Source organism: Mesorhizobium sp. P3_B5 (assembly GCF_056402815.1).
Genome location: NZ_JBFUGR010000002.1, coordinates 811,400 through 833,604 on the forward strand (window position 1 = coordinate 811,400; position 22,205 = coordinate 833,604).

24 protein-coding genes and 2 tRNA genes are annotated in these 22,205 nt (G+C 61.5%); 9 read left to right on the forward strand and 17 right to left on the reverse strand.

The genetic code is table 11. The features are described from left to right. Positions 1 to 10: 10 nt before the first annotated feature. Together AC1DVW_RS08775 and AC1DVW_RS08780 are read left to right on the forward strand one after the other, a co-directional pair. Entirely contained in the window at positions 11 to 1,345 is a 1,335-nt protein-coding gene (locus AC1DVW_RS08775; RefSeq protein ID WP_477249594.1) for a dicarboxylate/amino acid:cation symporter, read from the forward strand. A 165-nt stretch (positions 1,346 to 1,510) separates the two neighbouring features. Continuing rightward, positions 1,511 to 2,086 (forward strand): histidine phosphatase family protein, encoded by a 576-nt coding sequence (locus tag AC1DVW_RS08780; protein ID WP_477322411.1) that lies wholly within the window; start codon positions 1,511 to 1,513, stop codon positions 2,084 to 2,086. A gap of 6 nt (positions 2,087 to 2,092) precedes the next feature. Here the strand turns inward: AC1DVW_RS08780 and AC1DVW_RS08785 are convergent, their stop codons facing one another. The 16 genes from AC1DVW_RS08785 to AC1DVW_RS08860 form a co-directional block, all read right to left on the reverse strand. Next, entirely contained in the window at positions 2,093 to 2,845 is a 753-nt protein-coding gene (locus AC1DVW_RS08785; RefSeq protein ID WP_477322413.1) for a pseudouridine synthase, read from the reverse strand. A gap of 73 nt (positions 2,846 to 2,918) precedes the next feature. After that, positions 2,919 to 3,989, reverse strand: a complete 1,071-nt coding sequence (locus AC1DVW_RS08790; RefSeq protein ID WP_477322415.1) for a DUF4432 family protein — start codon at positions 3,987 to 3,989, stop codon at positions 2,919 to 2,921. Between the two features lie 143 nt (positions 3,990 to 4,132). Beyond that, positions 4,133 to 4,411 carry a PilZ domain-containing protein gene (locus tag AC1DVW_RS08795; RefSeq protein WP_477322417.1) on the reverse strand — a complete coding sequence of 93 codons (279 nt, stop codon included), beginning with the start codon at positions 4,409 to 4,411 and terminating at the stop codon, positions 4,133 to 4,135. Positions 4,412 to 4,636: 225 nt separating this feature from the next. Further along, entirely contained in the window at positions 4,637 to 5,074 is a 438-nt protein-coding gene (locus AC1DVW_RS08800) for a hypothetical protein (protein ID WP_477322419.1), read from the reverse strand. Between the two features lie 294 nt (positions 5,075 to 5,368). Then, positions 5,369 to 6,322 carry a glycosyltransferase family 4 protein gene (locus tag AC1DVW_RS08805; RefSeq protein ID WP_477322421.1) on the reverse strand — a complete coding sequence of 318 codons (954 nt, stop codon included), beginning with the start codon at positions 6,320 to 6,322 and terminating at the stop codon, positions 5,369 to 5,371. Beyond that, on the reverse strand, positions 6,319 to 7,332 hold the full coding sequence (locus tag AC1DVW_RS08810) for a glycosyltransferase family 2 protein (protein WP_477322423.1): 1,014 nt from the start codon (positions 7,330 to 7,332) through the stop codon (positions 6,319 to 6,321). Before AC1DVW_RS08810 ends, AC1DVW_RS08805 begins: the two co-directional genes overlap by 4 nt. Positions 7,333 to 7,693: 361 nt before the next feature. Beyond that, positions 7,694 to 7,769: transfer RNA gene (locus tag AC1DVW_RS08815), tRNA-Phe, on the reverse strand. 195 nt (positions 7,770 to 7,964) lie between these two features. Then, positions 7,965 to 8,162 carry a DNA gyrase inhibitor YacG gene (gene yacG, locus AC1DVW_RS08820; protein ID WP_477248911.1) on the reverse strand — a complete coding sequence of 66 codons (198 nt, stop codon included), beginning with the start codon at positions 8,160 to 8,162 and terminating at the stop codon, positions 7,965 to 7,967. Further along, the gene (locus AC1DVW_RS08825; protein ID WP_477322425.1) at positions 8,159 to 8,785 is read right to left on the reverse strand and encodes a Maf-like protein; all 627 of its coding nucleotides are present in this window, start codon (positions 8,783 to 8,785) and stop codon (positions 8,159 to 8,161) included. The genes yacG and AC1DVW_RS08825 overlap by 4 nt, the downstream gene beginning before the upstream one ends. A 25-nt stretch (positions 8,786 to 8,810) precedes the next feature. Next, complete coding sequence (infA, locus tag AC1DVW_RS08830) at positions 8,811 to 9,029, reverse strand: translation initiation factor IF-1 (RefSeq protein ID WP_006200926.1); 219 nt, start codon at positions 9,027 to 9,029, stop codon at positions 8,811 to 8,813. A gap of 151 nt (positions 9,030 to 9,180) precedes the next feature. Further along, the gene (locus AC1DVW_RS08835) at positions 9,181 to 9,648 is read right to left on the reverse strand and encodes an arsenate-mycothiol transferase ArsC (RefSeq protein WP_477248931.1); all 468 of its coding nucleotides are present in this window, start codon (positions 9,646 to 9,648) and stop codon (positions 9,181 to 9,183) included. Further along, positions 9,636 to 10,121, reverse strand: coding sequence for a UPF0262 family protein (locus AC1DVW_RS08840; RefSeq protein ID WP_477248909.1), 486 nt, complete (start codon positions 10,119 to 10,121; stop codon positions 9,636 to 9,638). The genes AC1DVW_RS08835 and AC1DVW_RS08840 overlap by 13 nt, the downstream gene beginning before the upstream one ends. Positions 10,122 to 10,127: 6 nt before the next feature. Then, positions 10,128 to 11,420: a histidinol dehydrogenase gene (hisD, locus tag AC1DVW_RS08845; protein WP_477322427.1), complete on the reverse strand. Its 1,293-nt coding sequence runs from the start codon at positions 11,418 to 11,420 to the stop codon at positions 10,128 to 10,130. A gap of 10 nt (positions 11,421 to 11,430) precedes the next feature. After that, positions 11,431 to 11,865, reverse strand: a complete 435-nt coding sequence (locus AC1DVW_RS08850; RefSeq protein ID WP_477322429.1) for a DUF2948 family protein — start codon at positions 11,863 to 11,865, stop codon at positions 11,431 to 11,433. Between the two features lie 363 nt (positions 11,866 to 12,228). After that, positions 12,229 to 13,521, reverse strand: coding sequence for a UDP-N-acetylglucosamine 1-carboxyvinyltransferase (gene murA / locus AC1DVW_RS08855; protein ID WP_477322431.1), 1,293 nt, complete (start codon positions 13,519 to 13,521; stop codon positions 12,229 to 12,231). A 128-nt stretch (positions 13,522 to 13,649) separates the two neighbouring features. Then, positions 13,650 to 13,826, reverse strand: a complete 177-nt coding sequence (locus AC1DVW_RS08860; protein WP_477248905.1) for a hypothetical protein — start codon at positions 13,824 to 13,826, stop codon at positions 13,650 to 13,652. 153 nt (positions 13,827 to 13,979) lie between these two features. Between AC1DVW_RS08860 and AC1DVW_RS08865 the strand changes: the two genes are divergently transcribed. From AC1DVW_RS08865 to AC1DVW_RS08895, 7 genes are all read left to right on the forward strand, one after another. After that, a tRNA-Thr gene (locus AC1DVW_RS08865) sits at positions 13,980 to 14,054 on the forward strand. 327 nt (positions 14,055 to 14,381) lie between these two features. Then, complete coding sequence (locus tag AC1DVW_RS08870) at positions 14,382 to 14,510, forward strand: hypothetical protein (protein WP_477322433.1); 129 nt, start codon at positions 14,382 to 14,384, stop codon at positions 14,508 to 14,510. Between the two features lie 52 nt (positions 14,511 to 14,562). Continuing rightward, positions 14,563 to 15,816, forward strand: coding sequence for a YcaO-like family protein (locus tag AC1DVW_RS08875; protein ID WP_477248903.1), 1,254 nt, complete (start codon positions 14,563 to 14,565; stop codon positions 15,814 to 15,816). After that, positions 15,813 to 17,111 (forward strand): TfuA-like protein, encoded by a 1,299-nt coding sequence (locus AC1DVW_RS08880; RefSeq protein WP_477248902.1) that lies wholly within the window; start codon positions 15,813 to 15,815, stop codon positions 17,109 to 17,111. The genes AC1DVW_RS08875 and AC1DVW_RS08880 overlap by 4 nt, the downstream gene beginning before the upstream one ends. Positions 17,112 to 17,366: 255 nt before the next feature. Beyond that, the gene (locus AC1DVW_RS08885; protein ID WP_477322435.1) at positions 17,367 to 18,578 is read left to right on the forward strand and encodes a gluzincin family metallopeptidase; all 1,212 of its coding nucleotides are present in this window, start codon (positions 17,367 to 17,369) and stop codon (positions 18,576 to 18,578) included. Between the two features lie 56 nt (positions 18,579 to 18,634). Next, positions 18,635 to 19,513, forward strand: a complete 879-nt coding sequence (locus AC1DVW_RS08890) for a hypothetical protein (protein ID WP_477322437.1) — start codon at positions 18,635 to 18,637, stop codon at positions 19,511 to 19,513. 379 nt (positions 19,514 to 19,892) lie between these two features. Continuing rightward, the gene (locus tag AC1DVW_RS08895) at positions 19,893 to 21,737 is read left to right on the forward strand and encodes an adenylate/guanylate cyclase domain-containing protein (protein ID WP_477322439.1); all 1,845 of its coding nucleotides are present in this window, start codon (positions 19,893 to 19,895) and stop codon (positions 21,735 to 21,737) included. A 232-nt stretch (positions 21,738 to 21,969) separates the two neighbouring features. Here the strand turns inward: AC1DVW_RS08895 and AC1DVW_RS08900 are convergent, their stop codons facing one another. Further along, positions 21,970 to 22,179: a hypothetical protein gene (locus AC1DVW_RS08900; RefSeq protein ID WP_477322441.1), complete on the reverse strand. Its 210-nt coding sequence runs from the start codon at positions 22,177 to 22,179 to the stop codon at positions 21,970 to 21,972. Between the last annotated feature and the right edge of the window lie 26 nt (positions 22,180 to 22,205).

Here is a 22,205-nt window from a genome sequence, read left to right on the forward strand (position 1 = left end):
GGAGGACGTCATGCAGCCAGCATTCGCTGCCGCCGAACCGCGCGGCAAGGTTCCCTTATACCGGCATCTCTACGTGCAGGTCCTGACGGCGATCGCCGCCGGCGTGCTGCTCGGTCACTTCTATCCCGAACTCGGTGCTTCGCTGAAGCCGCTCGGCGATGCCTTCATCAAGCTGGTCAAGATGGTGATCGCGCCGGTCATCTTCCTGACGGTGACGACCGGTATCGCCGGTGTCTCCGACCTGAAAAAAGTCGGCCGCGTCGCCGGCAAGGCGATGATCTATTTCCTGGTGTTCTCGACACTGGCGCTAGTCGTCGGCCTGGTCGTCTCCAACGTCGTCCAGCCGGGCGCCGGCATGCACATCAATGCGGCGACGCTCGACCCCACCAAGGTGGCGACCTTCACCGAGAAGGCGCATGACACGACCATCGTCGGCTTCCTCCTCAACATCATCCCCGACACCATCACCGGCGCTTTTGCCCAGGGCGATATCCTGCAGGTGCTGTTCTTCTCGGTGCTGTTCGGCATTTCTCTCGCTCTGGTCGGCGAGCGTGGCCGCCCGGTCGTCGATTTCCTGCAGGCGCTGACCTCGCCGATCTTCCGCCTCGTCGCCATCCTGATGAAGGCCGCCCCCATCGGCGCTTTCGGCGCCATGGCCTTCACCGTCGGCAAATACGGCATTGGCGCGATCGCCAACCTCGCCTTTCTGATCGGCACGTTCTATTTGACGTCGCTGCTCTTCGTGCTGGTCGTGCTTGGCGCTGTTGCATGGTACAACGGCTTCTCGATCCTCGCCTTGATCCGCTATATCAAGGAAGAGCTTCTGCTGGTGCTCGGCACCTCGTCCTCGGAAGCGGCCTTGCCAGGCCTGATGGCCAAGATGGAGCGCGCCGGCTGCAACCGTTCGGTGGTCGGCCTGGTCATCCCGACCGGCTACTCCTTCAACCTCGACGGCACCAACATCTACATGACGCTGGCCGCTTTGTTCATCGCCCAGGCGACCGACACGCCGCTCACCTATGGCGACCAGATCCTGTTGCTGGCTGTCGCCATGCTGAGCTCCAAGGGTGCCGCCGGCATCACCGGTGCCGGCTTCATCACGCTGGCCGCAACGCTCTCGGTGGTGCCTACGGTGCCGGTAGCCGGCATGGCGCTGATCCTCGGCGTCGACCGCTTCATGTCGGAGTGCCGGGCGCTGACCAATTTCGTCGGCAACGCGGTTGCGACGGTTGTCGTCGCGCGCTGGGAAGGCGAACTCGACCAGACGAAGTTCGCCGCAGCGATGGCCGGCACATTGTCCGAGGAGGCCGATCTGGCGCTGTCGGGCGATCTGCAGGCCGCCTGATCGCAGAGCAGAACGAGACGTTCGACCCCAAGACTGTTCAGGCCGCAGCCGGTGCCCCGGTTGCGGCCTGCTTCTTGTCGCCAACCGAGGTGCACACCCGGCTGGTGCCGGCCGGGTCTTCCCGGCTAGGGTGCAGGCCGCGCAAGAAAATCGAAAGGCCCGCCAATGAGCAGCCAGTTTCCCGAAATCTTTTTGGTTCGCCATGGCGAGACGGAATGGAGCGCGTCGGGAAAACACACCGGCCGCACCGACATCCCGTTGACGGCGAAGGGCGAGGCCGCTGCCCGCGGCGTGGCCGACCGCCTCAAGGGCCAGTCGTTTTCCGCTGTCTGGTCGAGCCCCTCGCAACGCGCTTTCAACACCTGTACGCTGGCCGGGTTCTCCGGCGTCAAGAAGGATGATCTGCAAGAGTGGGACTATGGCGCCTATGAGGGGCTGACCACCAAGCAGATCCTTGTTGATCGGCCGGGCTGGAACGTCTTTCGCGACGGCTGTCCGGGCGGCGAGATGGCGGCGGATGTCGGCGCACGAGCCGATGCGATCATCAGTCAGTTGCGTGAAATCAAAGGCAGCGTGTTGGTGTTTTCGAGCGCCCATTTCCTCAGAGTGCTGGCGGCGCGCTGGCTCGGCCTGCCGCCAGAAGACGGCGCGCTGCTGGTTCTCGACACCGCAAGCCTGAGCATACTCGGCTACGAGCACGATTTGACCGAACCGGTCATCCGCAAATGGAACCAGAGATAGTTAGCGTCAGGCCGCCAGCAGCGTCAGTTCTTCTGATGTAAGGTGCCGCGCCTTGCCCTTGGCGAGATCGCCGAGCAGAAGCGAGCCGATCGCCACCCGCACCAGCCTCAGCACCTCGACGTCAAAGGCGCCGAGCAGCCGGCGGATCTGGCGGTTGCGGCCCTCGTCGAGCACGATCTCCAGCCATGCCGTGCGGCCGCCGCTGCGCAGGATTTCGATCGAGCGCGCGCTCGACAGCTCGCCGTCGACGACCGCACCCTCGCGCAACCGCGCCAGCATCGCCTCGTCCGGCGGCGTGCCGATCTGCACGTGATAGGTTTTTGCGACATGCGAGGCGGGATCGAGCAGGCCATTGGCCCAGCGCGTGTCGTTGGTCATCAAAAGCAGACCTTCGCTGGCCTTGTCGAGGCGGCCGACCGGTGACACGAACGGCACGTCGAGCCCCGTCAGACAGTCATAGACGGTGCCGCGCCCCTGCGGGTCGTCGCGGGTGGTGACCAGCCCACGCGGCTTGTTGACCATCAGATAGACCTTGGCCTCGGCAACCACACGCTCGTCGTCGACCGTGATGCGGTCGCGATTGAGGTCGACGCGCATTGACCCGTTGCGCACCACCTTGCCGCCCACACGAACGCGTCCTTCGGCAACCAGAAGTTCCGCCTGCTTGCGTGAACAGAGGCCGAGTTTCGACAGCGCACGGCAAAGGCTGACCCCGGCAGAGGCGGGTGGTCGTCGGGCGATGGCTGGTGGCCGTGTCATGGTCTGGCGGTCCCGGAATGGAGGGTGACAGATGCCATGCCCCGCAATGGCTCCGCAACCCGCATGGGCATCTCTAGATGCCTGCGGCCTTTGTCCTGGCAATGGCCTGTTCTTGCCTTGCTGCCTCCTCCGCTGTCATCGCGCCGAAGCGCAGGGCACAGCGGAATGCTTCCCCTGGAGCGACAACAACCAGCCGTCCCCTTTCCTTGGCCGCGAGATAACCGTCGGGCTCGGCGGTCGCCGGCAGCACCAGGCCAAGCGCGTCCTGGTCGGCGCCGCGCGTGATCCAGCGCACGGCATAGTTGAGCTTCTCGGGCCGAAAGCTGACGAAATCGGCAGTTTGGTCCGGATGGATCTGCAAGGCGTGCGCCCAGCCCTCGGCATCCGCCTTCGCATTCATCGTCAGCACGAGTTCGGGGTCGATCGGCTGGCCCTTAGTCAGCGTGCGATGGCGCGAGGGATCGGCGACGATGGCATTGCGGTAGGCAAGATAGCGGTCGCTCGGCGTGAAAAACGGTGGCAGCACCTGGCGCACGACGATGTCGGTGCGATCGTCGGCCACGCTGTCGACGAGACGGCCGTCATCCGCCGGCCTGAAATTGATGTGCGCCAGATACATCAGCTCCATCGGTGAACGTTTCAGGTTCTCGATGGTAAGGTCGACGGCGACGCCGGTCGCGTCGCGCTGCAGCCGCACGATGGGCTGCGCCACATAGTCGTGGCTGAAGGCGACGGTCTGACGGCAGCGGCCGGTCAGCGCCATGAATGACCCTTCCGCGTTGTCGCCAACGATCAACTGCACATCCCTGTAAGGCGCATTCGGCAAGTCGCCATGCAATGGATGGCGGTCATTCGCTCCTGGGTTTCCCATAGCAGTGGCGCCGCAATGAATGAAGAACGCGCCATAGTTGGAGAGATAGTCCCGCGTCGCAACCGGCTCATCGAACATCGAGCGCATGGTCAACGAGCGGCCGAGAAATGTTGCGTCCCAGATCTGCTGCCCCTGGAACGGCAGCATGATGATCTCGCCTTTTGCGTTGCTGATCCGCAGGCCTGCGACGCCGGACCGGTAACGGAATGCGGTGGCGACGAGGCCGGCGTATCGGGCGACGATCGTTTCTGATGAGCCAAATTGCTCTGGCATCAAGTCGATGAGAACGTGATCCGGATGCACTCTTTCGACCTCGGTCTGCCGTACGCGAACGCCTGTTTCCTAGAGTTTTTGGGGCGACGGCAACGGTCAAATTCATCCAGCTTCGAGCGATGAATGAAGCACCAGTGCCTTTCTCATTTCAGCCTTGGTTCTTGCATCCCGTAGAACTGCACGCCAAGCCGCTCGTTCCTCCGCCACCTAACGACGGTTTGATAGACAACGCCATCATCGGGCACATCCAGGAAGAATCGATCCGGTACGGATGCATCGGCAGCCACGCGCAACTCGGCGCCGCTTTTGTGCTGATTCCTCACCGAGCACGGTATTTCAGAACCCCCCGCCAGGATGATTGCCTGCTTCAACACATTCGGGCGGCTGAGAAGGCGGCGCTCCGGCTTGGGTTCTTCTTCCACTGTCTGGTTCCACCGAGTCGGCCCCGTGCCGAATGTGCCGCGAACTTACCTTGCATGGCTCAGTCTGCAAAGACAGACCAAAGCCCGTGGCGATTTCATTTTCCATTGCATGCGGTGACGGTCAACCGCGGGTGCAGGCAGCGTCCGCGGCATGGCAGGTGAACGTCAGCTCGCCATCCGACTGCCGATACTTGTTCGCAGCGTCTTGCGACATACCGTGATTGTCTATCCCTGAGCCGGCGGCAGCTCGAACAGATTGGCGCCGTTCTCCTGGCCGCGCTCGACATAGCCGATGATGCGGAACCATCTGGCGACGTCGGCTCGCTGCAGCCAACTGCGCGAGTGGATGGGGAGGTTGCCCGCCAGCGCCTGGATGTGGCGGATGTGCCGCCTGCAGAAGCGGATGGTCGCGGCGCTGAAGAAACCCTCCTGCGCGGCAAACAGCGTGTCGGCGGCGTCGCTGTTCTCATGCCAGGCGATGATCGCCACCGTCCTGTCGCCCTCGACCAGCGCATGAGCGCGGCCTTCCTTCAAATTCATCATCAGATTGTCATAGGCAACTTTGCTGTCCTTGCCGGCCGCCACGTATTCGTCCGACATCCGCGTGGACAGATCCCGGAAAACGCCTTCGAGATCGCCGATCGTAGCTGCGCGTGCTCGCATTGCTCCTCCTGCAGCCCCGGCAGAAGTTTGCCCTAAGGTTGGGGGATCACCAAGCAGATCGAATCCGCGATTTGGCTGATGAGAGCAAAGTGATTTCGGCAGCGATATCGCGCAGCTCAGGGGCAGGCGACGCCGATACGGACATTGAAAATATGGTGCCCAGAGGCGGATTGCGCTCGGAGCCCGCCTCTTTGTTGGTTCTTGTAAGAATTCGACGCCGCGTCGAGAGATTGTAACACAGTAGCGTGACACAGAACCTTGCGCCGCTTGCGCAGCGCCGCCTCGTCGCACATCTCACGGCCCCGACCGCTCGCCTGCATCAAGCAAAGAAGAAAACATGTGCGCGTAGTTCTCCGCCAGCACGCCCCAATCCCATTCTCGGATCGTCCCGAGCATGCGGACGGCCATCCGCGGCCCGAGCGATGGCGTGTCCCGCAACAGGGCGAGCTTGTTCGCAAGCCCTTCCGCAGTTCCATCGAAGAACAGCCCGTTGTCGCCATCCCGAATCAGCTCGGGCATGTTTCCCACACGGGTCGTCACCAAGGGGACACCGCACGCCGCCGCCTCCAAGCAAGGATTGGGAGCGCCTTCGCTGCGACTGGCGCAGACATAAACGTCGAGATCCCGATAGAAGTCGAGCATCTCGTCACCGTTGCGCCAGCGTTGCTCCCGAATCGCAGCCAGTAGTCGCACGCCCGGCACGGCAGCGACCGCAGGCTCGATGACGTCGTGGAAGCCGCGATGTGCCGGACCATGGTTGGTGAGACTTCCCGCCCATCCGACGCGGAGTTCGCCAGAATAGGGTTGTGGCTCTTGTGGGGGGCAAAAGAATGTCGTGTCGACTCCATTGGGCGTGTAGTGGACCGGAACACGCAGTAGAGGGCCGTATTCGTGCTCGAGCTGCCGATTATTGACAAAGACAGCGCGCGCCAGCCGCTGCAGGGCAGCGAGCCCGGGCTCGCGGAACTCGCCCTCCAACTCTCTGTGGCTGCAGATCCCGATGACCAGCCTGTCAGACCGTCGGGCGAGGACCGATTCCGGAAAGGGCAGCTTCGCGATTTGGAACCAATAGAAGATGAGCACGATGTCCGCCGCGTTCACGTCGGACTCAGTCACATCATGCTGAAATCGTTCGACGATCTCGAACCTTCTTTCCAGCACGCGCCGGAGATTTTGGGTCTTTCTATCGATCGCCCAGCCGGGTCGGTCCGCGATCGCCAGGATGCGGGGGAGGCGTACATCGCTCACGAGGCGTACCGCTCAAGCCAGTGCGACGACCATGGATTGGCCTCGTCCAGATCGTTGTCCGTCGCAGTGGCGCGCACCTGGGTAGCGGCCGGCAGCCGGATATCCGCTGGCCGCAAGCGGGGTCGCCATCCGTGCCAGCGAAGACCAATGACCTCCTCGCTCAGGTACCGGCGGCCAGCATACTTGCTCGCGGCGTGCTCTGCGCTCAGGAACAGATAATGCTTCATGCGAAAACGCTCGGGGGAGAGCCTCACCGGACCCCCGAAGCGTACGCGATGGCCGCCTGACCACGCAATCTCCATGGGACCGTCCTGTTTCTTGTACGCACGGACGCAGTGTGGGGAGCGCGGCCGGAACGGGTAATAGGTGCGCAGCGTGTGTTGATAATTGGGATTGTCGTGATCGGGGGCTTCCCTGGTAGGAATGAACGTGAACTCGGAAGACTCGATCGCGTTGAAGCCGAGTGCTTCGGCTGCCGCAATGGCGGAGACCAACGATGGGTACGAAGTCGGCGGAAGGTGGATCTCGTCAGCGTCAACATGCATGAACCAGTCTGCGTCGAGCGACTGAAATAGTTCCTCTTTGCGACGAAGAAGGTGCTCCCAGCAATACCAGCCGCTATGCGGGATGCTTTCGAATCCTATCAATCCGGCCCCGCAGTAGCGCTGGGCAATCTCAAGCGTTCGGTCCGTCGACTGATTGTCGCAGATGTAGACCTGTATGCCTTGACGAAAGAGGTTCTCGAGACATCCGGCGACGAACCGTTCTTCGTTCCGTGTTGTAAGGACCGCGACGACTCGCGGGGACTTCCGGTCATGCGCAGCATTCGCAATGTGGTTGTTGAGATCGACCAAGTCCCTCAATCCTTCGTTGTGTGCTTCCAGATGCCATGCTGGCCGATCAACTGATATGGCGCAATTAATGAACTTGGCCGAAATGACAAGTCCAAAGAATCGGAACGGCCATGCCAAGGTGCCATCACCTTCCCACCCGATGTGCGACACGCTCATAGCGGTTCCCGTCGCGATCGCAAGTCTTCGGAAACAGGCCAACGGCCGCTTGTGGCACCAAGCTATGCCGCCCAACGGTCGAAGCTGGTAAAGGCCTATCGGTCTCGGCCAAAAGGCCGCCCCCAAAGCGCCCGCTGCGAAGGTTCGAAGTACTGCTCACCGGGCTTCGCACCTACCCCACCATGTCGCGCTGTCGATAGCGGTGACGCCGGAGTTCCGCCGTAGCATCGATGAAAAGTTCAACCGCGGCGCCGAGAACCAGACTTTTCTTGTCGAATCCAGCGTCATCGCGCGACATGGAACCTCGGGTGGGTCGCCCGCCCAAGGTAGCGCAAGAGGGTGATTTTCTTGAGGGAAATGATGGTGCCCAGAGGCGGATTCGAACCACCGACACGCGGATTTTCAGTCCGCTGCTCTACCAACTGAGCTATCTGGGCCTCGCCGGCAAACGAAATCTCGCTGACCGGATTTCACGAAAGCGCCGTGCGGCGCCCCTTGAAAGCGCGTGGGTTATAGCACGGGAATCCGGCCTGTCCAGCGCCTAAGCGTTGATTTCCCGCAGGAAACGAGACTGGGTCCGCAGGGCCGATTCATATGCCACGGTTGTTGACGCAAACCCGTCCCCAACGGCCTCATTTGGGTCCGTCAGGATCCGTTTCTTCCTCGTCATCGCGGGCTGATATGACATAAGCGCCCTTGAGCCAGCGGTTGAGGTCGACGTCCTTGCAGCGCGTCGAGCAGAACGGATAGGTATCGCGCGCCGTCGGCTTGCCGCATTCGGGGCAGGGGCGCCTGGGGCGCAGCGGCGTCACCTTGGCGTCGGCACTCATGGCCGCGCGCCCAGCCAGCTGGCGTGCACCTTGAAGCCTTCGCCGGAGAGCAGCGCCACCGTCTCGTACAGCGGCAGGCCGACGATGTTGGTGTAGGAGCCCACAAGCTTGACGACGAAGGAGCCGGCCAGGCCCTGGACGGCATAGCCGCCGGCCTTGCCGCGCCATTCGCCCGAGGCGACATAGGCGTCGATCTCCTCGCGCGGCAGGCGCTTGAAGCGCACCCTGGTCTCGACCAGCCGCAAACGCTGCTTGCCGCCCGGCGTGATCAGGCAGATGCTGGAATAGACCCGGTGCGAACGGCCAGACAGCAGGCCGAGGCAGTTGGCGGCGTCGTCGAGCGTCTCGGCCTTGGGCAGGATGCGCCGCCCGACGGCAACCACCGTGTCGGCGGCCAGCACGAAGCTCGGCGTGTAGTCGTCCTCGGTCTTGAGCGACGCCAGCGCCTTCTCGGCCTTTTCCTGCGACAGGCGCTTGGCCAGCGAGCGCGGATGCTCGGCGCGCAGCGGCGTCTCGTCGACATCGGCCGGCAGCACGCGGTCCGGCTCGATGCCGGCCTGCTGCAACAGTTCGATCCGGCGCGGCGAACCCGAAGCAAGCACGAGCTTTTGCAAAATGCTCATCGCGGGACCAGGCCGGTTCTAAATCTTACTTGAAACGATAGGTGATGCGGCCCTTGGTCAGGTCGTAGGGCGTCATCTCGACCAGGACCTTGTCGCCGGTCAGCACGCGGATGCGGTTCTTGCGCATGCGGCCGGCCGTGTGGGCGATGATTTCGTGTTCGTTTTCGAGCTTCACCCTGAACATCGCGTTGGGCAACAATTCCGTCACGACACCCGGAAACTCGAGGACTTCTTCCTTCGGCATTCGATACCTTTGCTTGGATTGCAGTTCCGGCGCTTAGAGCATGATGCCGAAACGTGTGAAGCGGTTTTCGGACGACATCATGCTCTGCTTGTTTGACTCGAGCCGGAATTTCGGCGGAACCTATATGATAATCGTGCGCTTGTGAACACGCTTAATCCGTCGCGTTTTTTGCGTCTGGAAGCAAGAAACGTCGGCTGATTCGCGCCTTCAGCCGCTCGCGCACGTCGCGATAGGCGGCCAGGATCTGTTCTCGTCGGCCGCCGACATCGGTCGGGTCGGGCATCGGCCAGTATTCGACGTCGACGGCAAGCGAGCGGGTCAGTTCGAGCGCGGCGTGATGCGCTTCCGGCGCCAGCGTGACGATCAGGTCGAAATAATCGTCTTCCAGATCGTCCATCGTCCGTGGCTGGCGCTCGCCCAGCGACAGGTCGTCTTCGGCCAGCACCGCGTCGACGAACGGATCGCGCTCGCCGCGGTGCACGCCGGCCGAGGCGACGAAGGTGGCGGGCGGCAGCATCCGGCGCGCCAAAAGCTCGGCCATCGGCGATCGCACGGCATTCATGCCGCACAGGAACAGGATCGAGCGGGGCAAAGGGGCGGGCAGAACTAACCCCGCCAGTGCAGCACGCAGACCAGCGTGAACAGCCGTCGCGCCGTGTCGAAGTCGATGTCGATCTTGCCGGAGAGCCGGTCCATCAGCGTCTGCGAGCCCTCATTGTGCAGGCCGCGCCGGCCCATGTCGATGGCCTCGATATGGCTCGGCGTCGACGAGCGGATGGCGTCGTAATAGCTCTCGCAGATCATGTAATAGTCCTTGACGATGCGCCTGAGCGGCGTCAGCGACAGGATGTGGGTGACCACGGCCGCACCGTCCTCGCGCGTCACGGCAAACACCAGGCGCGATTCGGCCAGCGACAATTTCAGCCGGTAGGGCCCGGCGCCATCGTCATTGACCGGCTGGAAGCTGTTCTCCTCGATCAGGTCGAAGATCGCCACCGCGCGCTCATGTTCGACATCGGGCGTCGAACGGCCGATCGATTCGTCGAGTTCGACGTCGATCAGCTTGGCGCGGGTTCGATCGTCGTCCGACATGGTGGCCTACATGTTCAGCCGTATGGCGACGGAGCGGCCATGCGCATCGAGGCCTTCTGCCTTGGCCAGCGCGATGGCCGCCGGCGCCAGCGCCCGCAACTGCTCGGAGCCCAGCTTCAGGATCGAAGTGCGCTTGACGAAGTCGAGCACCGACAGGCCCGACGAAAAACGCGCCGAGCGCGCCGTCGGCAGCACATGGTTGGAGCCGCCGACATAGTCGCCGATGACCTCCGGCGTGTGGCGGCCGAGAAACACCGCGCCGGCATTGCGCATCCTGGCCAGAAAGGCTTCCGGATCGTCGATCGCGAGCTCGACATGTTCGGCGGCGATGCGATCGACCAGCGGCAGCGAGCTTTCGATCGTCGGCACCAGGATGACGGCGCCGAAATCGCGCCAGCTTGCGGCTGCCGTCTCGGCGCGCGACACCTTTTGCAACTGCCGCTCGACCGCCTGCTCGACCGCTTTGCCGAAGGCTGGATCGTCGGTGATCAGGATCGACTGCGCCGACACGTCATGCTCGGCCTGCGCCAACAGGTCGGCGGCGATCCAGTCCGGATCGTTGCTGCCGTCGGCCACCACCAGCACTTCCGACGGCCCGGCGATCATGTCGATGCCGACAGTGCCGAACACCTGGCGCTTGGCCGCCGCGACATAGGCATTGCCGGGGCCGACGATCTTGGCCACCGGCTTGATGGTCTCGGTTCCATAGGCCAGGGCTGCAATCGCGTGCGCGCCGCCGACACGGTAGATCTCCGACACATCAGATATATCGGCCGCCACCAGCACCAGCGGGTTGATGATGCCTTGCGGCGCCGGCACCACCATGACGATGCGCTCGACGCCGGCGACGACCGCCGGAACCGCGTTCATCAGCACCGAGCTTGGATAGCTCGCCGTGCCGCCCGGCACATAGAGGCCAACCGCCTCGATCGCCGTCCAGCGCGACCCGAGTTCGACGCCGATGGCGTCGGTGTAGCGGTCGTCCTTTGGCCGCTGCCGCTCGTGATGGGCGCGGATGCGCTCGCGCGCGAATTTCAGCGCTTCGATCGTCTGCGGGTCGGCGGCTTTGTAGGCCTTGGCGATATCGTCCCCGGAGACGGCGATGCCGAGGCTTTTCAAATCGGCATGGTCGAACTTTTGCGTGTAGTCGATCAACGCCGCATCGCCCTCGGCGCGCACCCGCGCGATGATGGCGCGCACGGCGGCATCGACGTCCTCGGACGCCTCCCGCTTGGTCAGCAGGAAGGCGGCGAAACGCTGTTCGAAATCGGCGTCGGATTGGGCAAGCGTGATGGCCATCGGATAACGCTCAGGCCCTGTGGACGGGGCGCGACGTGGCGCCCCAGGCGCCGCCTATATCGGCAAGCCGCGCCTCGATGCACTCGACATCGAGCATGATCGTGCCGCCGCCCGAAAAAATCAGCTCGACAATGCCGGCGGGCTTGCTGATCTCGACGAAGCTGATCGCCAGCAGCGACAGAACCTCGGCCGGCCTGTCGCGGGCGATGCCGTTGGTCTTGGCGCCGAGCACGCGGTCGAAATGCAGCACCGCCTGCCGCCGCTCATTGTGCTGGCTGAACAGGCCGGACTTCGCCTCCCAGACAAAGCGGTTCATGGTCAGTACGAAACGCTTGGCCGCGGGCAGGAATTCGAGGTCCGCGACCTTCATCACGGCGTCCTGGACATGGGCCGAGACGATGGCCAGATCCTGGTCGTCGAGCGCGATGAGCTTGAGAACGTCCATACGGATTCCGCACCTGAAAGTTGACTGTTCAGCCTTCTGTTAGAGCATGATCCCGAAAAGTGGAAACCGGTTTTCGGAAAAGATCATGCCAAACGGGAATTTGGCGGTCTTGGCGATCGGTGCAACCACCCCAATTTGCGCTGCCTCAGCGTTGCGGCCACGTGCGGCTCTCCCTTCTCCCCTTGTGGGAGAAGGTGGCCGAGCGAAGCTCGGTCGGATGAGGGGTGCTCCGGCTTGGCACCAACCGTGATCCTTCCGACACCCCTCAACCGTCTTGGCGCTGCGCGCCAATCCACCTTCTCCCACAAGGGGAGAAGGAAAGGACGGCGGCGCCAACTCGGAGGCCGGTAACTGCCGATGCGTTTACGCCGAAATCCGCTCGATCACCGCGCCGCAATTGGACAGCTTTTCTTCCAGCCGCTCGAAGCCGCGGTCGAGGTGGTAGACGCGGTTGACCGTGGTTTCGCCTTCGGCGGCGAGACCGGCAATGACCAGCGACACCGAGGCGCGCAGGTCGGTGGCCATCACAGGCGCGCCCTTCAGCTTCGACACACCGTCGACGATCGCCGTCTGGCCCGACAGCGTGATGTGGGCGCCGAGCCGAGCCAGTTCCTGCACATGCATGAAGCGGTTCTCAAAAATCGTCTCGGTGATGCGCGACTTGCCCTTGGCCATCGTCATCAGGCCCATGAACTGCGCCTGCAGATCGGTTGGGAAGGCCGGGAACGGCGCTGTCGTCACGTCGACCGGCGCAATGCCGGCGCCGTTGCGCTTGACGCGGATGCCGGAATTGGTCGGCGTGATCTCGGCGCCGGTCTGGGCAATGACGTCGAGTGCGGTCTGCAGCAGCTCCGGCCGCGCGCCTTCAAGCACGACATCGCCGCCGGTCATGGCAACCGCCATCGCATAGGTGCCGGTCTCGATGCGATCGGGGATGACTCGGACGCGGGCGCCCGACAGTGATTCTACACCGTCGATGGTGATGGTCGGCGTGCCGGCGCCGGAAATCTTTGCTCCCATGGCGTTGAGGCAGTCGGCCAGGTTGACGATCTCGGGCTCGCAAGCGGCGTTTTCCAGCACCGTCTCGCCCTTGGCCAGCGCCGCCGCCATCATCAGCACATGGGTGGCGCCGACCGACACTTTCGGGAACACATAGCGGTTGCCGACAAGGCGGCCATTTTTGGTCTTGGCGAGGACATAGCCGGTGTCGACGTCGATATCGGCGCCCAGCGCCTGCAGGCCTTCGAGGAACAGATCGACCGGGCGCGTGCCGATGGCGCAACCGCCCGGCAGCGACACTTTCGCCTCGCCCATGCGGGCCAGCAGCGGGCCGATCACCCAGAACGACGCCCGCATCTTTGACACCAGCTCGTAAGGCGCTGTCGTGTCGACGATGTTGCGGGCCGAGAAATTGATGGTGCGCGAATAGCCCTCATTCTGCTTTTCGCGGCGGCCATTGACCGAATAGTCGACGCCGTGGTTGCCGAGGATGCGGATCAACTGCTCGACATCGGCCAGATGCGGCACGTTTTCCAAGGTCAGCGTGTCGTCGGTCAGCAGCGAGGCGATCATCAGTGGCAGCGCCGCATTTTTCGCGCCCGAGATCGGGATGCTTCCGACAAGCTTGTTGCCGCCGACAATTCTGATGCGATCCATGGAAAAACGTCCCCTCGGCCCGAAAGGCCGGTTTTCAATCGTTTGAGTATCGGTCCGTCTAGACCATTGGCCGGCTTGGTTCAAGAAATAGGATTTCTTGGCATTTGGGCCAAGGGTGGCTGGTTGAGTTAATCTTTTTGCGTGTCCTTGGCCGCGCCTAGCCCGTCAGGCCGCTGGTCCGCATCTCCGGTTCGCCGCGAGCGCGACTGCGCCTTGCGCTTCTGCAGGTTGGCGCGCAACTGCTCGGCGAGCCGGTCCTTGCGGGTCGCGCCGCCCTTTTTCAACGGAAGTGTCTTGTCGTTCATGGCTCCGTCCCGACCGGCCAACCTGATATCAAGGGATAGCCAACATTGTGGCGCCGCCATGTCATCAAAAGCCGTCCGGTGCGGCCTTTCGCACATCCACGCACTTGGCCTTGCGCTTGCCGGTTCGATATGGCAGAAGCCCCGCCATCAGCGGCTGCGGTAGCTCAGTGGTAGAGCACTCCCTTGGTAAGGGAGAGGTCGAGAGTTCAATCCTCTCTCGCAGCACCAGCCCATCTCCTTGAAATCATTCAAGCGCTGTTGCCTCCGTTGCGTTTTACTGGCTGGCATCAAGACATCAACGCAGCGGGCAGGCCCGTTTGGCGACGCTGCATCGCGAGAGCGGACTCATGGGAGTTTCGCCCGATGACGCGCAAGAGGAAGCCAAAGCTCTCGAGTGGTATTATCCACCGTATATGATGCAGGGCCACATCAAAAATACGAAGCCTTGCCAATTGCGGTGCCAGATGTATTGACCCAACAAGGGGCACCTTTGGTCCTGGCGATGCTCGATCACCCCCCCGCATCTCGCGACGACCGGAAAAATATACGCATGCGATGATCGACGACATGCGCGTTGCGGTGGAAGCTGCGACGAAAACCAACCGCTCGAAACGGGCCACTAAGCAGCAAGAAATCGGCCTGATTAATGTTTGCCTCTTTTGGGCCGACCCGCGTTGCCTGTGAATCTCCCTGTTACGAACCTATCAAAGTCGTTAGGCTGCCTCCTAAGCACACGATGTTCGTGGTGGTTAGGTCAGAGCTCGAAGTGTTAGCCGTGGATGGCACGCCTTTAGTTTCATCAAAGACTCCTCAATATGGAGGAGATGCAGCCAAAACTATTGCGCGGGTAAAACCGCATTGGGCCCGTATGGGGATTACTCGGGTCGCCAACCTGACCGGGCTCGATCGTATTGGCATACCTGTCGTGATGGTGTGCCGGCCGAATGCCCGGTCGCTTGCGGTATCGCAAGGCAAAGGCACCGATATGGATGCCGCGATCGCGTCTGGCTTGATGGAAAGTGTGGAACTTTACCACGCCGAACACATAGAGCTCCCACTAAAGCTCGGCAGCATGGCGGAACTCTCGCATTCACACAGCTTTGCTGAAATTGATCGTCTGCCGCGAGTTGCCGGCGAACAGTTTACCCGCGATCTCGTGACGCTTTGGATAGAGGGCACGGATTTGATTTCGCACGAAGGGAGGTGGCTGCCGTTCGAGTGCGTCCGTGCAAACTTCACGGTGCCTGCGCCGCCGGGGAGCGGCTATTTTGATTGCAGCAGCAATGGGCTAGCCTCGGGCGGCAGCTACGACGAGGCGATCCATCACGCAATCTGCGAGGTTGTCGAACGCGATGCGACCGCCCTTTGGAACCGCCTGCCGTCTCCCCAACGAAGGAGCACCGGGGTCGATCTTGGCAGCGCGCCGGACGGTCCTTGCCGAGACGTGCTTGAAAAACTGAAACGCGCCGACTTCCGCGTCGCGGGGTGGGAAACGACTTCGGACATCGGTGTGCCAGCGTTCTTTTGCCTGATCGCCGATCAACGCGATCGAAACAGCCATCACGGCATCGGCGCTGCAGCGCATCCGGTGCCGGAACTCGCATTGCTCAAGGCGCTAATCGAGGCCGCGCAGGTTCGAACGACTTACGTTTCCGGGGCGCGTGATGATCTGCAGCCCGAGGAATATCGCGAAGCGTATCGGGAGAACCGCCACCGGCTCGCTGAAAGACTTTTATCCGAGCATTCTCCTGACAGGCGGATTGCCGTCGCCGAAAAAGACTCGACGGTCGGGATAGTGTCGAATCTGGGTTGGTTGATCAATAGGTTGCAAGCGGCGAGAGTCACGGAGGTTGTCGCCGTCGACCTCAGTAAGGATGACATCGGCTTGCCGGTTGTCAAAGTGGTGATACCCGGCCTCGAAGGACCGGACGATCACGGCGGCTACGTGCCGGGCGAACGGGCCCGCCGTACCCTGGGAGCCGCTCTGTGAACGCGGTCGTCTTCTGCGGCCCCAGTGTGAAAGCAGAAGATGTAGCAGGTTATGACAGCTTCGAGTTCAGGCCGCCGGTGCGTCAGGGCGAGTTCTATGCAGCAGCCTGCCGGAGTCCCAGAGCCATTGGCATCATCGACGGCTATTTCGACGGACAGGCGGCTGTGCTGCATAAGGAAATACTATGGGCGCTTGCACACAGGATCGCCGTGTTCGGTGCATCCAGCATGGGAGCGCTGCGGGCCGCGGAGCTGCATCCTTTCGGCATGCGCGGCGTCGGCCGCATCTTCGAAGCGTATCGGGACGGCGAGCTCACCGATGACGATGAGGTGGCGCTCATCCATGGCCCGCCGGAAACTGGTTACATCCGCCTCAGCGAACCGATGGTCAACATCCGCGCGACGCTCGAAAAGGCGATCGAAGGACGAATCATCGACCAAGCCACCGGAATACGTCTCGCCGCCGGGGCGAAAGCACGCTTTTATCAATTGAGAACCTGGCGCAGTCTACTGGAGGATATTGGCGATCCGGAGCAGATGCAGGCGCTTTCCGAGTGGTTGCGAACAGGAAAGGTTGATTGTAAGCGCGACGACGCGCTCGAACTGTTGAGCCAGATGGACGCGTTCATCCGTAGCGGCGCGCAACCCGAGCCACCAACCTTCCATTTCGAGTGGACCGAAAACTGGCACAACGCACACTGGCGCAGCGAAACTCTGAGGAACGATAAAGCGACCACGGTCGAAGACGAAGCCATCCTGGACGAACTTCGGTTGCGGGGCGACTACGCGCAAGTGCGTCGCGATGCCCTGCTTCGACTGCTGGCTCGGAGTGACGGCGATATAGCGCCCGATCGCCAAGCCGTAAAGCGCGCGACCGGTGAGTTCCGCTCGCGGCGCGGCTTCATGCGGCAAACGGACGTAATCCGCTGGGCAGGAGAGAACGGCACGGATCTCGCGGGAGTGGAGCTTATACTGGAGGACAATGCCCGTATCGAGGCGCTCGCGCGAGATCGCGATGTCGCACTTCATCAGGGCATGCTGGACCGGCTGCGCGAACTCGATCTCTACAGCGGCTACCGCGACCAGGCTCTGGCCAGGCGGCGATGGGCGTCGACATCTGCGCCGGTGCCGCGTGCCCTGTTGGCAGTTTGGTATTTCGAGAAATGCCTCGGCCAGGCAGTTCCAGAAGACCTTGCCGACCATGCCGCCTCAATCGGGCTTGTCAGCGTGGACAAGTTCTACGAGCTTTTGGCCAGTGACTATACTTTCGCGACCCAACGCACGTTGGGGGAATGACTCTGGCACCCCGGGCGAAAGTTCGTTAGCATGACTTTGCTGCGGCCGACGATGCCGCGGCCAATAAGACGTGAATGCCTCTGTCCACAGGGTGCGACTAGCATGGCATTTGGAGGGGAAGGCTACGCAGTCAAAAACGGAACGCGCTTCAGGCTGTTTGCCCAGGCGCCGTTTCTGCTACCTTTCCGCAAACCTGAAACTGTTATCGTATCGTCGCCTGCCGGGTCTATAGGACCAGGGCCTGGTGATGATCGCATGTATGTCGTCGATCCCATCGGCAAGCCGCTCGCTTACGGACTAGTGAAAAACCTGCGCGGTGACCAGCTCTATCTGCTGCCGCCATGGCCGGGCGATATCTTTCCGCCGGCGCTCCCCGATCGCGAGGGACATTTCGACCACATCGCGCCGGAGGATCCTGAGTTCGAGGCTGCGCATCTGTTCGGCTCGGTGCGCCGCACGCTCGACGTATGGGAGAAATATTTCGGCCATCCAATCGCCTGGCATTTCCGGCGTGACCTCGACCGGCTGGAACTGGTCATCCAGCGCAATCTTCTGGAAAACGCCTTCATGGGCTACGGCTTCCTGGAGGTCGGCATCCATGAGAGCGAAGACGGCGGCATCGAGCCCTTCAGCCTGAACTTCGACGTCATCGCGCACGAGGTCGGGCACTGCATCATCTATTCGGTCATCGGCGTGCCCGATCCGGGAACGGCGTCCGCCGAATATTACGGCTTCCATGAATCTGCCGCCGACCTGACCGCGCTGGTCGCCGCCCTGCATTTCGATTCCGTCATCGACGAGCTGCTGGAGGAGAGCCACGGAAATCTCTACACCCGCAATCTCGTCAACCGCATCGCCGAATTATCCAGCAACGACCAGATTAGGCTCGCCGCCAACCCTCTGTCCATGCTCGATTTTGTGCGCGGCTGGCACGACGAGCACGCGCTCGCCCAGCCACTCACCGGCGCGATGTTCGACGTCTTCGTCGACCTGTTCCACGAGGAGCTCGTGGCGCGCGGGCTGATCAGCCAAGGACAGGAAGACCTTTCCGACAGGCTCGAGGACAGCCCGGACTATTTCCGTGTCATTCAGCCGATCTTCGACGAGGCCTATGCCGCAGCGCCGGCAGATTTTCGCGAGGCGCTGGTCGCCTCGCGCGACGAGCTCGGCATGCTGCTCGCCGAAACTTGGCGCCGGCTCGCCCCTGACGATCTGAGCTATGCGGCCGTCGGCAACACGCTGCGCGCCGTCGACCGCATCATCACCGGCGGACGTTGGCGCAGGATTCTCGAAGTAAATCTCGGACGCCGAGCCATCGGTTTTGCAAGCGCGGGGCCGAGACTCAAGCCGCCCGGGCCTAGAAGTCACTTCGATCTCCCGAGGGTGTTTGTGCCAGAGGGGCCGAACGGCTGTTGCAACGGAACCCGACTTACCTATCGAGAAAGATATCACTACGAACAAACATAAGAAAAATGGAATCTCAATTGAAAGTTCAGCAATATTGAATCAAAAAGGGGGAAAAAATGGCAGAGACATTACTAAGCTTTTCTAATGTTTTGCTATTCGGAAGAGAAATGGAGGACCTCAAAATAACATTGCCTGAAGCGCCAACGACGGAGCGAGTGCGTCACGCTTCTACAGCAAATATTACCATGGCATCTTGGCCAACTTCTATAGATGGCGTTGTTGTCAGAAATGGTAAGCGCATCTTATTGAAAGATCAAACTACTGCTTCTGAAAATGGGATATATGTCAAGCAGGATGCTGGGGGTTTTACGAAGTATGAACCAGACTACGACCCCTATTTCGTGCGAGTGGGGTCCGGCACAGTGAATACGGGGAAAATGTTCCAGGTAACGTCTGCTGGAGCGGTAACAGCCTTTGTTGGAGATGATCGGCATGGACCGTTTGCTCAACCCCGGGCTGGTTTGCCTGGCCAAACGGAAGGCCAACTATTGGCGACCCGGGACCCGCGATTGGCAAGAATTTATGCGTTTAGCTTTGAAGGATACTATTATGAGCTTCCGCGACCAATCGTGTTTCTTGTTCATGGCGGCGGGATTCCGGCGTCCGAGGCTAAGATGGGAGGAAATGGTAAGCCAAGACCCGCGCGCGCTCCCGGCGATCCTTCACTGACAGGATTAGGCGCAGCGGACTTTCAGTTTGCTGATGAGTTGATGGTCTGGTCTTACGACAAGGCAGATTACACGATTCGCATGGACGTCGAGACGGGCATGTTCGAGGACGTGCTGCTTGAGGCTGTCCTAGGCAGCGGATCGGGCGGCATGGATGCTGCCGGCATGAGCGCGCGCGGGATGAGTGCAAGGGGGATGAGCGCGCGTGGGATGAGTGCACGGGGAATGAGTGCGCGCGGCTCCCGAGGCGGCAACAACAACGATTGACCGGAAAGGAGTGCGTCCCCGACGCGGGCTTGCGCTTCGTCCCACCATGCCGAGGATTGGCGACGCTTGGGATCGACGATGCGGAAGCCGAACCGCTCCTAGAGACTGATCGCACGTATGCAAATGACCGACAGGGAGACGGTCTTCTCCTCGCGCCGCCGTGTCGAGCGGGCCCCTGATCAGCCGCGTGCCATGCCGAGCCCGCAATAGTCGTCTAGCAACGGCAACTGCGCGCGATTGTAGGCGGTGTCGCGCCCCGGGTAACCTCGATCCCCCTATGTCGCGCCCGTCGAGAATGATGATGCTGGAGTTTCAGCCTTGAAGGAACGGCGCACCGCCGCCCCGGCATTCCCCCTCGTTCCAACTCGCCGGCTTCTGCATGAGCGGCCATTTGTGTGCTAAGCTGGATCGCACGGTGGTTTGTATTGCGGCTGCGAACAATGGGGTGAAGGGGGCCATGGTCATCGCGCGATCCGAGAAACTCAATCGCAAGCTGTCAGCGATCCTCTACGCAGACGTCCACGGCTACAGCCGCCTGGTGGATAAGGACGAGGAGGGGACGGTCGTCCGTTTGATACGCTCTCTGAGTCTCATCAGAAGCCTCGTCGGCGACTACGGCGGGTCGGTTGTCGATACCGCGGGCGACGGACTGGTCGCCCTGTTTCCAAGCGCGACCGTAGCCCTGGATTTTGCCGTCGAAATGCAGCGGGAGATGTCCAACGCCGCGGTGTGGTCCGGTGGCCAGGAGCCTATCGCCTACCGGATCGGCATCACCATAGGCGACACGATCGTCGGCGACAGTGGCGTCTACGGTCACGGCATCAACATGGCCGCACGCATTCAGGCGCTGGCGTCGCCTGGCGGCATATGTATTGCCGAATCGGTTCACCAGTTTGTCCGCAATGAGCCGGAATGCTCGTTCCGGTCGCTCGGAAAACAGAAGCTGAAGAACATAGCTGACGAGGTCGAAGTCCTCGCCGTCGACTTCAGTCGGGCAAATGTCGAGCCCAAAGTGTCGGCGCTGCCGTTTGCGCCGGCACCCCAGCGTTCCGTCCCGAACAGCTCGCTAGCCGTCCTGCCGCTCGAGAACGTCTCGGGCGATCCTGCAGATCTGCATCTGTGCCAGGGTGTTGCTGCGGACCTGATTTCCAATCTGTGCCGGTTCCGCAACCTGATGGTGATTGCTCGTCATTCGACCTTTGCTGCGACCGCCCAGACGCGGTCGCTGCGCGAGATTGCCAATCAGCTCGGCGTTCGATACCTCCTGTCGGGACGCCTGAGGCGCGCTGGAAACAAGCTGCGGATCGCCGTCGACCTGATCGAGGCGCAGACTGAGAATACGATCTGGTCCGAACACTACGATGGCGGGATCGAGGATATATTTGCCTTCCAGGACGACGTGACTGCCACCACAGCCTCGCGCTTGGCTGTCCAAATCGACGTGGCGGAAAAACGCCGCTTTACGGCTCAAAACCACCCCAACGTCCATGCCTATGGACTGATCTTGCGAGGACAGGATCTCAGTTTCCGCTTCCGCCCGGAGAGCAACGGGCATGCCAGGCGACTTTATAGACAGGCGCAGGAACTCGATCCTCAATATGCGCGCAGCTATGCGGCCATGTCGCGGACGTTCAACGTTGAATGGCGCTATGCATGGACCAACGATCCGGAGGGCGCGCTGAACGAGGCGTTAAACCTGGCGAATCTGGCGGTCCAGCATGACGACCTCGATGCACGCGGTTATTCCGAAATGGGCCTGGCCCGCCTCTACAAGAAGGAGCACGATCCTGCGATCGCCGCCTACGAGCGTGCTCTTCATCTCAATCCCAACGACGCCGACCTGTTAGCCGAAATGGGTGATTGCCTTGTCTACGTTCGTCAAGCGGAGCGGTCCGTGAAGCTGATAGAGAGGGCGATGCGGCTCAACCCTTACTATCCGGATTCCTATCTCTGGTATCTCGGCGATGCCTATTTCCAGCTCGGCGAATATGAAAAAACGATAGAGACATTGCAAAAGATGCGGGATGACTCCGAGGGCCATCGGCTTATGGCAGCGAGCTATGCGTATCTCGGGAACGCCCGAGAAGCGGACAGGCATGCCCATGCGCTATTGGAGGTGCACCCAAATTTCACTACCGCGCAGTGGCGCAAGGTTCCTCCGCACAAATATCCGGAGGACACTGAATTACTTATCGAGGGTCTGCGCAAAGCCGGGGTAAGGTAGCACCGTCACAGGGGGCCCTGGAGAAGGTCACCGTTTCAATGAATGCGTGCGATGCGCGGTTGTGGCACCAATGCACTAAGCTGCCCGCGGCCCAGTAGGCCATTTGCTGCTCATTCTGTGGTCCGTCACAATGTTACAAAATGATAAGTAAGTGATTGAAATCATTGGATTTGTGGAGAGTTCAATCCTCTCTCGCAGCACCAGCCTATCTCCTTGAGATAACGATGCTGCCTCACCGACCAAGCGGCTGTCGTGATAAGGCGAGAAGTTCGGCCTCGTCGGTGATTCCGGCCATATAGTTGGCGATGATACGAGAGGCCAGCGCCTCTCGGTTGGCGTCAGAGTCACCTTCGCGCTTTGCCTGCTCGAAGACGCGTCCAAGAAACCTCACCTCGGACGGCGTGAAGTTGCTCGCCTCTTTGATCTTGCGATTGATGGACATTCCCGCCTCCCTCTCCAGGAAGTATA

Excerpts from the sequence above, each read along its gene's own strand:
- AC1DVW_RS08850 (WP_477322429.1), bottom strand. The coding sequence starts at position 11,865 with ATGGACGTTCTCAAGCTCATCGCGCTCGACGACCAGGATCTGGCCATC.
- AC1DVW_RS08890 (WP_477322437.1), top strand. The coding sequence starts at position 18,635 with ATGGCAGAGACATTACTAAGCTTTTCTAATGTTTTGCTATTCGGAAGA.
- AC1DVW_RS08895 (WP_477322439.1), top strand. The coding sequence starts at position 19,893 with ATGAGCGGCCATTTGTGTGCTAAGCTGGATCGCACGGTGGTTTGTATT.
- AC1DVW_RS08870 (WP_477322433.1), top strand. The coding sequence starts at position 14,382 with ATGATCGACGACATGCGCGTTGCGGTGGAAGCTGCGACGAAAACCAAC.
- AC1DVW_RS08840 (WP_477248909.1), bottom strand. The coding sequence starts at position 10,121 with ATGTCGGACGACGATCGAACCCGCGCCAAGCTGATCGACGTCGAACTC.
- hisD (WP_477322427.1), bottom strand. The coding sequence starts at position 11,420 with ATGGCCATCACGCTTGCCCAATCCGACGCCGATTTCGAACAGCGTTTC.
- AC1DVW_RS08800 (WP_477322419.1), bottom strand. The coding sequence starts at position 5,074 with ATGCGAGCACGCGCAGCTACGATCGGCGATCTCGAAGGCGTTTTCCGG.
- yacG (WP_477248911.1), bottom strand. The coding sequence starts at position 8,162 with ATGAGTGCCGACGCCAAGGTGACGCCGCTGCGCCCCAGGCGCCCCTGC.
- AC1DVW_RS08885 (WP_477322435.1), top strand. The coding sequence starts at position 17,367 with ATGTATGTCGTCGATCCCATCGGCAAGCCGCTCGCTTACGGACTAGTG.
- AC1DVW_RS08860 (WP_477248905.1), bottom strand. The coding sequence starts at position 13,826 with ATGAACGACAAGACACTTCCGTTGAAAAAGGGCGGCGCGACCCGCAAG.
- murA (WP_477322431.1), bottom strand. The coding sequence starts at position 13,521 with ATGGATCGCATCAGAATTGTCGGCGGCAACAAGCTTGTCGGAAGCATC.
- AC1DVW_RS08810 (WP_477322423.1), bottom strand. The coding sequence starts at position 7,332 with ATGAGCGTGTCGCACATCGGGTGGGAAGGTGATGGCACCTTGGCATGG.
- AC1DVW_RS08825 (WP_477322425.1), bottom strand. The coding sequence starts at position 8,785 with ATGAGCATTTTGCAAAAGCTCGTGCTTGCTTCGGGTTCGCCGCGCCGG.
- AC1DVW_RS08785 (WP_477322413.1), bottom strand. The coding sequence starts at position 2,845 with ATGACACGGCCACCAGCCATCGCCCGACGACCACCCGCCTCTGCCGGG.
- AC1DVW_RS08900 (WP_477322441.1), bottom strand. The coding sequence starts at position 22,179 with ATGTCCATCAATCGCAAGATCAAAGAGGCGAGCAACTTCACGCCGTCC.
- infA (WP_006200926.1), bottom strand. The coding sequence starts at position 9,029 with ATGCCGAAGGAAGAAGTCCTCGAGTTTCCGGGTGTCGTGACGGAATTG.
- AC1DVW_RS08790 (WP_477322415.1), bottom strand. The coding sequence starts at position 3,989 with ATGCCAGAGCAATTTGGCTCATCAGAAACGATCGTCGCCCGATACGCC.
- AC1DVW_RS08780 (WP_477322411.1), top strand. The coding sequence starts at position 1,511 with ATGAGCAGCCAGTTTCCCGAAATCTTTTTGGTTCGCCATGGCGAGACG.
- AC1DVW_RS08775 (WP_477249594.1), top strand. The coding sequence starts at position 11 with ATGCAGCCAGCATTCGCTGCCGCCGAACCGCGCGGCAAGGTTCCCTTA.
- AC1DVW_RS08875 (WP_477248903.1), top strand. The coding sequence starts at position 14,563 with ATGTTCGTGGTGGTTAGGTCAGAGCTCGAAGTGTTAGCCGTGGATGGC.